1 protein-coding gene is annotated in these 971 nt (G+C 63.6%); it reads left to right on the top strand.

The genetic code is table 11. The features are described from left to right. Window positions 1–210: 210 nt before the first annotated feature. The gene (locus AC0L2Y_RS34470) at window positions 211–813 is read left to right on the top strand and encodes a cupin domain-containing protein (protein WP_473562322.1); all 603 of its coding nucleotides are present in this window, start codon (window positions 211–213) and stop codon (window positions 811–813) included. The last annotated feature ends 158 nt before the right edge of the window (window positions 814–971 follow it).

Here is a 971-nt window from a genome sequence, read left to right as displayed (position 1 = left end):
CTTGACCCCAGCACACCGGTGCTCAGGTCCTCATGGCCACCAAATACGCACGTCTGCGGTCTTCACCGGATGGGTACAGTCTAGGCCGGGTTTATCGAGCGCCACCATGGCGACCGCACAGATCGCAAATCTCCGCGCCCACCGGAACCGACCCGCCACGCAGCCGGTTAACTCCGCATGAAGCTCACCACCAACCCAAGGGCCACACCCATGAGCATCCTGCAAACCACGAAGAAAGCCGTCGAGCAGGTCACCGGCATCGCCAGGCCGGGCAAGCGCGAGGTTCCCGATCTCGTCAGGCCGCGCAAACCGAACGAGTTTCGCTTCAGCGATGATGGCCTCGTGCCCAACCATCCGTCCTGGCCGCTTGTCGTCTTTCGCGGCGCCGTGAAGCTGCCTGAGGAATTCGATCCGGCGGCGGTCATGGAGACGCTTTTTGACGCCAATGGCTGGGCCGATAGCTGGCGCGACGGCATCTACGACTACGTCCACTACCATTCGCGCATCCACGAGGTGCTTGGCGTGGCGCGCGGCACGGCGAAAGTCCGGTTTGGCGGCAACAAGGGACGAACGCTGTCGCTGAAGGCCGGCGACGTCGCGGTGCTTCCGGCCGGCACCGGGCACCAGCGTCTTTCCGCGTCCGACGACTTTCTGGTCGTCGGCGCCTATCCTCCATCCGGCACCTATGACCTGTGTACGACTGCCGCCGATCATGCCAAGGCGGTGGTGACGATCCCCAGGGTCGGCCGTCCGCGCAAGGACCCTGTCTACGGAGCCAAAGGCCCGTTGCTCGCAGCCTGGAAAAGCGACTGAAGCCGTTCTTTTCGAAGGGGCTGCGGGTTGGCTTCAGGGCTCAAACCGAACCTTTGACCAACATCTACTGCGCCCCCGACTAAGAAGGCCGCTTTGTAGATAGATGGCGAAGCGGATCGTGCCGCTGTCGGCGTGCGCAGCGCTGGCGATCAGGCTTG

Source organism: Mesorhizobium sp. WSM4830 (genome assembly GCF_055811495.1).
Note: the sequence above shows the minus strand (reverse complement) of the source record. Positions and strands in the feature narration are given on the sequence as shown.